The sequence below is a fragment of the Ruoffia sp. FAM 26254 genome (assembly GCF_045528545.1).
GTDB lineage: Bacteria > Bacillota > Bacilli > Lactobacillales > Aerococcaceae > Ruoffia > Ruoffia halotolerans.
Genome location: NZ_JBGQQY010000068.1, coordinates 1 through 8,693 on the forward strand (window position 1 = coordinate 1; position 8,693 = coordinate 8,693).

Sequence of the window (8,693 nt, forward strand, 5' to 3'; positions counted from 1 at the left end):
GCTTAGTTCCACTAAGCGAATTGGTAGAGTCTGCTTACGCAAGGTATTGAACCGCCGTGTACGGAACCGTACGCACGGTGGTGTGAGAGGTCGACTAGTCAAATAATGGCTAGTCTCCTACTCGATTGGCCATTAATTTAATAAAGAAGCAAAGAAATAAAAGATCTTAATCCTATTTAGTAAGCGATGATAAGGGTAAAACATAGAGAGAGAAAGGCGATAAAATACCGCTAATAAAACAGAATTGAGAGACTTACAATTGGAAACACATATAGCATTATAACATAGCATAAAAAGGGCTAAAACTCTATATTATCGCCAAAAAATTTACATTAAATTTACAAACAAAAAGGATTTTGAATACTTTTTTAAGGCTTAATGTGCCAAACTTTAACCAATGAACAATGCAGCATTCGTTGTTTTCTTACAAAATATCTTAAGAGGTGAATCGCGTGCAAGTTAGATTTGAAAATGTCACCATGGACTATGGTGATAAAGAAGTACTACATGAGCTAAATTTCACGATTTCCGAACATTCCTTGATGTCGATACTTGGCCCTAGTGGCTGCGGGAAGTCGACAACCTTGATGCTAATTTCAGGGTTGATCAAACCGAATAGTGGTCATATTTACTTTGACGATAAGGATGTTACTGCTTTAGATGCTGTTAAATGAAAAGTGGGAATGGTGTTTCAAAACTATGCCTTATATCCTCATTTAACTGTCTTAGAGAATATTATGTTTCCGCTTAAGATTGCACATGTCAAAAAAACAGATCGTCTCAAAAGAGCTACCGAATTGGCTGATCTCGTGCAAATTTCAGAACATATTCATAAAAAACCGAAACAATTATCAGGTGGTCAGCAACAACGGGTAGCAATTGCACGGGCTTTAGCTAAAAAACCACAGATTCTATTGATGGATGAACCGTTATCAAATCTTGATGCGAGATTACGGATCGAGATGAGAGAAGAAATTCGAAGAATTCAACAAGAAACTAATATTACTACCGTGTTTGTGACTCATGATCAGGAAGAAGCCATGAGTATTTCTGACCAAGTAATGGTGCTTAATGATGGGCATATACAGCAAAATAGTGAACCACAAACGTTATATGATTTCCCTGAAAATCAGTTTGTAGCACAATTTTTGGGAAATCCTGTTATCAATATATTACCTACTACTAATGATGTCATTAATACTTCAAGTTTGAATTTTTCACCTTCTGACTTAGCTAAAGCAGTCAGTATAGGGGTTAGACCTGAAAACTTAAGGGCAGTTACTAATGAAGAGCAAGCACTCTTTAGTGGAACAGTGAAACACCTGGAAAGATTTGGTAAGAAGAGTACCTTGAAACTAATCAATGGTGACTTAGAGGTGACAATCAGCGACGTTTTGAACCATTACGAATTAGGAAATAAAGTCAGCGTAGTAGCTGATAGCGAAGATATTCATTTGTTTGACCAAGCAGGCCAGTCAATCGCGATCAAGGAGGCGTGACATGATCCAAAAACCCACTTTAAAAAGTTCCTTGAAAGCATATCTTTATTTACTTCCGGCATTGGTAATATTGGTCATTTTTAATATTTACCCAATTTATAAATCATTCGCTATGAGTTTTTATACGGACTATAATTTTTTCCAAAATATCGTGAATGCATATGGGTTCGATAACTTCGTTAAAATATTCAATGACCCTAATTTTTATTTAGCTGTGCGGAACACATTCATTTTTGTAATAGGAGTAGTTCCCGTCTCAATCGTATTATCACTTGCGATTGCTCTTTTATTAAATCAAATTAAATGGCTTTCTAGTTTTTTTAGAACAGTTTACTTCTTGCCATTTGTCACGAGTACCGTAGCTATTTCATTAGTATGGAGCTGGATCTACCACACTAGATTTGGGTTAATGAACTACTTTCTTAGTTTTTTGGGGATAGATCCAATTGCATGGTTGACAGATCCTAAATACGCCATGTTAGCGGTAGTGATTATGGCTATCTGGAAAAGTTTGGGATTCAATATCATATTGTTTTTAGTTGGGTTGAACAATATTGACAAAACCTATTATCAAGTTGCTGAAGTCGATGGTGCAAGAGAATGGCAACGATTTACAAATATCACGATTCCCTTATTGAGTCCAACAACTTTTTTGATCACTGTTGTTGGGACAATCAATAGTTTTAAGGTATTTGATGAAGTTTATGCCATGTTCCAAGGCCGTCCTGGACCAGCTAAATCCACATTGACTGTTGTGTATTATTTATATGAAAAGTTCTATACAGAATATCAATATGGCATTGCAGCTGCCGCTGGAGTCGTTCTGTTTGTGATTATTTTGATCATCACGTTGATTCAAATGATCTATAATCGGCGATTCGTCCATTACTAAGGGGGCCTTTTTAAAATGACTCAAAAAATAAAACTCACGATTTGTTATGTTTTGTTGGGCATTGGAGCTATTAGTAAGCTGTTACCGTTTATTTGGATGGTTTCTACATCCTTAAAAACGGCTGGAGAAGCTACTGCGATGCCACCAATCTGGATTCCAAAGAGTTGGAAGTTCAGTAACTATGTGACTGCGTGGAATGCCGCTCCATTTGGTAGATACATGATCAATAGTATTATTGTTACCACTTTTTCAACACTCGGAGAGTTAGTTACTACCATATTTGCAGCCTTTGCATTTGCAAAACTACAATTCTATGGAAAAAACCTGATATTTACAATCTTAATGGGAACAATGATGGTTCCAGGTGAACTATTGTTAATTCCAAACTTTGTGACACTATCACGCTTTGGTTGGATTAATACTTTTTTTGCGTTGATTGTGCCTTGGCTCGCTAGTGTATTTTCGATTTTCATGCTTCGACAAACATTTCAATCCGTTCCAAACGAAATTTATTATGCTGCAAAAGTGGATGGGGCGAGTGATTTTAGGTTCTTATGGGAGGTGATGGTACCCTTAGGTAAATCTAGTATTGTAGCGATTGCAGTTCTAAAAATCATTGGAAGTTGGAACTCGTTTGTTTGGCCACTTATTGTGACAAACGAACAAAGCATGCGGACACTTCCAGTCGGATTACAAGCTTTTACGACAGAAGCAGGAACAAAATTTCAGTTATTGATGGCAGCATCAACAATAGTGATCATTCCTATGGTAGTGATCTACATTTTCTTACAAAAGTATATTATTGCTGGGATTTCCAAAAGTGGCATTAAAGGATAAGGAGCGGAATAATGACAAATCTTTCAGGATACAAAAAGGTCGTAGGCGGCGCACTTGTATTAGCAAGTGCCTTCACATTAGTAGCGTGTAGCAATAATGGTAATAATTCATCTAACGGTGGGGACTCTGGTTCAAATGACGATAATAAAGCACCGGTTGAATTAACTTTTTGGCATGCTATGAATGGCCCCCACCAAGAGGAAATTACTAAATTAGTGGCGGCATTCAATGATTCTCAAGAGGATTATAAAGTTGTAGAACAAAATCAAGGAGATTACGATACACTTCAGCAATCGATTATGGCCGCAGGGGCGTCTGGCGATTTACCAACATTAGCACAAATTACACCGGGAAATGCGCCAGACTATACTAAAAACGGCTTGTTAATTGCATTAGACGATTTGATGACTGGGGATACAGGGTTTAGTCAAGAAGAATTGGACGATATTTATCCAGGCTTTTTGGATAGTTCAAAGTATGACGGTAAAACCTATGCTTTTCCTTTCTCAAAATCTACTCGGATTATGTATTACAACCAATCTGTTCTAGATGAATATGATGTCGAAGTGCCTGAAACGTGGGATGAAGTTGTTGCATTAGGAGAAAAGATGACTTCTAACAGTGATGACAGAGTTGCAATGGGATTTGAGAATTCTTTTGAAATGGAATATGAAACGATTGCCAAGCAAGCTGGGGCTAAATTCATAGAACCAGAAACCTTAGAAACTGATATTGCTGGCGATAAAAGTGTCGAAGCATTGCAATTTGTGATGGATCTCATCGATAAAGGTTATGCGCGTACTGCCGGAGAAGATGGTCACTTCTCAGGACCGTTTGATCGTGATGAAAGTGCCCTTTATATTGGATCTAGTGCGGGAGTATCTCATGTTGCAGAACCTGCTGAAGAAAGTGGCATAGAATGGGGAACTGCTGAAATTCCTACCTATAATGACTCACAATTAACGCTCTTTGCGGGTAATGATCTGGGGATATTCTCTTCGGCTTCTGAAGAACAACAAGCCGGTGGTATGGCATTTATCAAGTTCTTATTGGAACCTGCAAATACTGCAGAATGGGCTATGGCTACAGGATATGTTCCAATCAGAAAGTCTGCTCAAGATGAACAAGATTACAAGGATTACATTGCAGAACATCCTGAATACGAAGCAGCAAACAAAGAACTTGCCTATGGACAATCTGAAACATCATTTGTTGGGTTTGGACAATTCAGAAATGTCTTGTTAGAAACACTCGACAATGTATTATCTAATAAAGCTGATGTTAAAGAATCACTACAATCTCTAGAAGATCAAACCAAAACGATTATTACAGACAATAACTAAAAAACAATAATAACTAGAAACATGGTGTAAAAATGACTAAAATCAGGTTTTGGAATGGGCTTGATACGATTGGTGGAAATATTGTAGAAGTTGCGACCGAAACAAGTAGAGTCATTTGTGATTTTGGGGCTGCCGGGGATTTATCGGCAGCCTCTCTTGACAATGATTATACGCCACTAGAAGCAGGTATAGTAACGGGCCTTATTCCAGCAATTCCAAACCTATTCGAGACAAGTAAATTTAAAGATATTGTATTATCTGATGTTTCAAAGAGTACAAAAAACACTGCGATTTTCATTTCTCATCTGCATTTAGATCATATGGCTTTATTACGGTTTTTACCAAAGGGTACGGATGTCTATCTATCTGAGGACTCGGTAAAATTGTTTGAACAGTTAATCAAAGTTGGTGAAGACGAGAGCGTAATGGCTTCAATTAGACCATTCGTTTATGAAAAAACAGTTAATGTCGGTGATATTTCAGTAGTAGCTTATGAGAGTGATCACGATGTTGTTGGTATCAGTGCTTTATTTATCGGTACACCAGGTTATAAAGTGATTCATTCGGGAGACTTAAGACTAAATGGTGACCATCCAGAGACCATTAAAAGATGGGTGGAGAAGGCTAAAGAGTGGCAACCAGATATGTTGTTGATTGAAGGGACAAGCTTTAGCTTTGACGATTCAAACGATACAATTGAAGAAGCGGTTACGGAAAAAGCGGAAAAGAAAAACGAAGTCGTTCTGGTAACAGAGCACGATTTAAGGAGATATTTTGAAAATTTATTGAAGACTAGTACAGAGTTATTAGTTCTGAATCCATATATTCGAAATGTCGAAAGATTAAAAAATTTAGTCGAGCTAGCAAATAAGGCCGACCGACCACTTATATTAGAGAAACCTTATGCGACTATTCTCAGAGCATTTTATCCAAATCTACTACTTTATGTGCTAAAAGAAGAATTTGAAGATAATTTCACAGATGATGAGTATAGTGGGGTAAAAAATCGTTCAAAAAAAGATTTGTCACAGGAAAATAGGTTGTTGAATGATTCAAGTGCCAAGATAGTTACACTGGATGATATTCGGCAAAATCCATCTCATTATGTCCTTCAGAATAGCTTTAAACATCTCAATCGATTAATGACACTGCCTAGTGGTAGTTATTTGCATTCAAATGGTGAGCCATTAGGAGATTATGATCCAAGATTTAAGGAAATGAAGGAAACTTTAGAAAGATATCAATTTAAGTTTGTATCATTTGGAGCAAGTGGGCATGCTAGTCAGGAAGATTTGTTAAAAGTAGCAACTACTATTCAAGCTAAGTTGACAGTGCCATGGCACACTTTTAAACCGAAACACTATGGGAATATTCTAGCAAAAAATGGTTTAAAGATATCTTTACCACAAAAGAATAAAAGGTATAATTCTTCTAAAATATGATTTCAAAAATAATTTAGGTGAGACTAAAGGATTTACACCATTAAAAATGTAACGTAGAGTGCCAAAACAATACGGTTGTGATGGCACTCTTTGCTTTTTGCTGGTTATTTACTCTATGTTGAGGGACAGATTATTATATTAAGATTTAATACGGCCAAATACTATTTGATAATTTGAAACTTGTCTTAATACTACTTTCAAAATAATTTAATTGTGATATAATATACAAAAACAGAAGCGACAAGGTGAAAGTTTTATCAACATCCTCATATCCTATTACTAGCTGATGGCTAATAATACTCAGATGGGTTTGTTTTTATAAGTTTCTACCTATTGCGAGAAGGAGGAAAATGATGAAAATTACTATTGCTGGTGCAGGTGCTATGGGTAGTCGTTTCGGATTAATGCTTCATAAGGCTGGACAGGAAGTTTTCTTGGTTGATGGTTGGAAAGAGCATGTAGAGGCAATTAATCGCGATGGACTTAAGGCAAATTTCAATGAGAAGGATATTGTGGAAAAAATTCCGGCAGTTTTGCAATGTGACATCCCAACCGACTTTAAAACGGACCTTATCATTTTATTTACTAAAGCACTGCAGTTGGACGACATGATGCAAGCATTGAAACCGATTATCCATGATCGAACTGATGTATTATGTCTGTTGAATGGTATTGGGCATGAAGAGATCATTGAAAAATATGTAGGCTTGGACCATATTTTCATTGGTAACACAATGTGGACAGCTGGGCTTGAAGGCCCTGGTAAAGCTAAACTCTTTGGAACTGGATCAGTTGAACTCGAAAATCTTGGAGAGGGGCAAAGTGCGAAAGCTGAAGAAATCGCTAATGTGTTGACCGAGGCTGGGTTAAATGCTAGCTATTCAGATAATATCCGGTATTCTATCTATCGTAAAGCTTGTGTTAATGGGACGTTAAACGGTTTATGTACGATCTTAGATTGTAATATCACAGGCTTCGGTACTTGCAAATATGCTCATGAGATAGTGACAAGCATTGTTTCCGAATTTGCAGCTGTTGCCAAACACGAAAACGTTTCATTAGATGTAGATGAAGTGATTCATCATATTGAAGAGACCTACGATCCTGAAACCATTGGATTACATTATCCTTCAATGTATCAAGATCTAATCAAAAATCATCGTTTAACAGAAATAGACTTCATTAATGGAGCTGTTGCTAAAAAAGGTGAAAAGTATGGTATCAGTACTCCTTATTGTAAATTCTTAACAGAGTTGATTCACTGTAAAGAAGAGATTTTAAAAGCAAAATAAGGTATTAATTTAACGACTTGAATTATTTAATTGAAACATGATATGGACTATCATTGGAATCATGAAAAGAAGTAAAAGATATAAAATATAGAATAGAAAGTCAGGCGAATATATGACAGACGAAAAAATATCACCAAAAATGTTTATGAATAAAGTGTTAAATGGGACGGCTTTGGGAATTATCATAGGACTAATATCAAATGCGGTTTTATCAGGTATTTTAAAATTCTTTGGAGATAATGTTTTTGCAGTTACCTTGACTCAAGTAGCAGTTATTTTTCAGTTAGGAACGCCTTTGATCATTGGAACATTGATTGCTCACCAATTCGGGTTTAAACCAATGACAATGATGGTCACTGGAGCAGCTGCTTTTATCGGTAGCGGTGTAATCAAGTTCAATGTTGAAGCTGGGGCATATGTAGGTGCAGGCACAGGAGATATCATCAATACGATGTTGACTGCGTCTATAGCAGTGTTACTGATTCTTTGGATTAAGGACAGTTTTGGATCAGTTGCTATCGTATTGACTCCAATAGTTGTTGGTTGTGGCGCTGGTCTTATTGGTGTTTTCCTTTTACCATATGTCAGTTATATCACAACAGGTATCGGTTCTATTATTAATACTTTTACTGAATTGCAACCTATTTTGATGAGTATTTTGATTAGTTGCTCTTTTGCATTTCTTATCATATCACCAATTTCAACGGTGGCAATTGGTGTAGCAATTCAATTAAATGCAGTTTCTGCTGGTGCAGCCGCGATGGGTGTTGCAGCAACGACCTTGGTACTTGTCGTAAACTCATGGAAAGTCAACAAATCTGGTGTAACGATTGCAATCGCTTTAGGTGCTATGAAAATGATGATGCCTAACTTGTTTAGAAAACCAATCATTTTATTACCATGTTTCTTTACCGCAATAATATCTGCGATACCAGTAGCCTTGTTCTCAGTATCAGGGACTCCAGCTTCAGCAGGTTTTGGTCTAGTTGGTATAGTAGGTCCTTTAGCTTCGATCGATGCCGGATTAAATGTTATCCTTGCTATAATCGTCTGGTTTGTTGTACCTACAGTAGCAAGTCTATTGGGACAATTCTTATTTGAAAAGGTATTTAAGCTATATGATCGTAAAGACGTCTTTGAGTTTTTAGATTAACCTAGGTAGCAATTTTTAAAAATATTTTAGAAAAATATTTAGATCCTGAACAATTCATACTTTTCGTTGAAACATGTGCCAACTGCCTAACGGCAGCTTAAATTTACTTTTTCATTTTTACCTGTTAAGTGATGAAAAAAGAACCCCATTCTGATATGGTAAAGGTGTCTAAACCAACCATAAGAAAGGAGTTCTCTTCATGATTAGCTTACACAAAAACCAGGTAAAATTCAAT

General features: G+C 36.6%; 6 protein-coding genes and 1 pseudogene. All 7 read left to right on the plus strand.

Annotation, left to right across the window (positions count from 1 at the left end; genetic code table 11):
• Positions 1–452: 452 nt before the first annotated feature.
• The 7 genes and pseudogenes from ACEN3Z_RS11020 to ACEN3Z_RS11050 all read left to right on the plus strand — a co-directional run bounded on the left by ACEN3Z_RS11020 (position 453) and on the right by ACEN3Z_RS11050 (position 8,458).
• Positions 453–1,499: pseudogene (locus ACEN3Z_RS11020) on the plus strand (ABC transporter ATP-binding protein).
• Between the two features lies 1 nt (position 1,500).
• The gene (locus ACEN3Z_RS11025) at positions 1,501–2,391 is read left to right on the plus strand and encodes a carbohydrate ABC transporter permease (protein WP_407090898.1); all 891 of its coding nucleotides are present in this window, start codon (positions 1,501–1,503) and stop codon (positions 2,389–2,391) included.
• 15 nt (positions 2,392–2,406) lie between these two features.
• Complete coding sequence (locus ACEN3Z_RS11030; RefSeq protein WP_407090899.1) at positions 2,407–3,228, plus strand: carbohydrate ABC transporter permease; 822 nt, start codon at positions 2,407–2,409, stop codon at positions 3,226–3,228.
• Positions 3,229–3,239: 11 nt separating this feature from the next.
• On the plus strand, positions 3,240–4,571 hold the full coding sequence (locus ACEN3Z_RS11035; protein ID WP_407090900.1) for an ABC transporter substrate-binding protein: 1,332 nt from the start codon (positions 3,240–3,242) through the stop codon (positions 4,569–4,571).
• 32 nt (positions 4,572–4,603) lie between these two features.
• Positions 4,604–6,013 (plus strand): MBL fold metallo-hydrolase, encoded by a 1,410-nt coding sequence (locus ACEN3Z_RS11040; RefSeq protein WP_407090901.1) that lies wholly within the window; start codon positions 4,604–4,606, stop codon positions 6,011–6,013.
• 353 nt (positions 6,014–6,366) lie between these two features.
• The gene (locus ACEN3Z_RS11045) at positions 6,367–7,305 is read left to right on the plus strand and encodes a 2-dehydropantoate 2-reductase (protein ID WP_407090902.1); all 939 of its coding nucleotides are present in this window, start codon (positions 6,367–6,369) and stop codon (positions 7,303–7,305) included.
• 112 nt (positions 7,306–7,417) lie between these two features.
• On the plus strand, positions 7,418–8,458 hold the full coding sequence (locus tag ACEN3Z_RS11050) for a PTS sugar transporter subunit IIC (RefSeq protein WP_407090903.1): 1,041 nt from the start codon (positions 7,418–7,420) through the stop codon (positions 8,456–8,458).
• Positions 8,459–8,693: the final 235 nt, after the last annotated feature.

Coding starts and splice junctions, on each gene's coding strand:
- ACEN3Z_RS11040 (WP_407090901.1), top strand. CDS start 4,604: ATGACTAAAATCAGGTTTTGGAATGGGCTTGATACGATTGGTGGAAAT.
- ACEN3Z_RS11035 (WP_407090900.1), top strand. CDS start 3,240: ATGACAAATCTTTCAGGATACAAAAAGGTCGTAGGCGGCGCACTTGTA.
- ACEN3Z_RS11050 (WP_407090903.1), top strand. CDS start 7,418: ATGACAGACGAAAAAATATCACCAAAAATGTTTATGAATAAAGTGTTA.
- ACEN3Z_RS11030 (WP_407090899.1), top strand. CDS start 2,407: ATGACTCAAAAAATAAAACTCACGATTTGTTATGTTTTGTTGGGCATT.
- ACEN3Z_RS11045 (WP_407090902.1), top strand. CDS start 6,367: ATGAAAATTACTATTGCTGGTGCAGGTGCTATGGGTAGTCGTTTCGGA.
- ACEN3Z_RS11025 (WP_407090898.1), top strand. CDS start 1,501: ATGATCCAAAAACCCACTTTAAAAAGTTCCTTGAAAGCATATCTTTAT.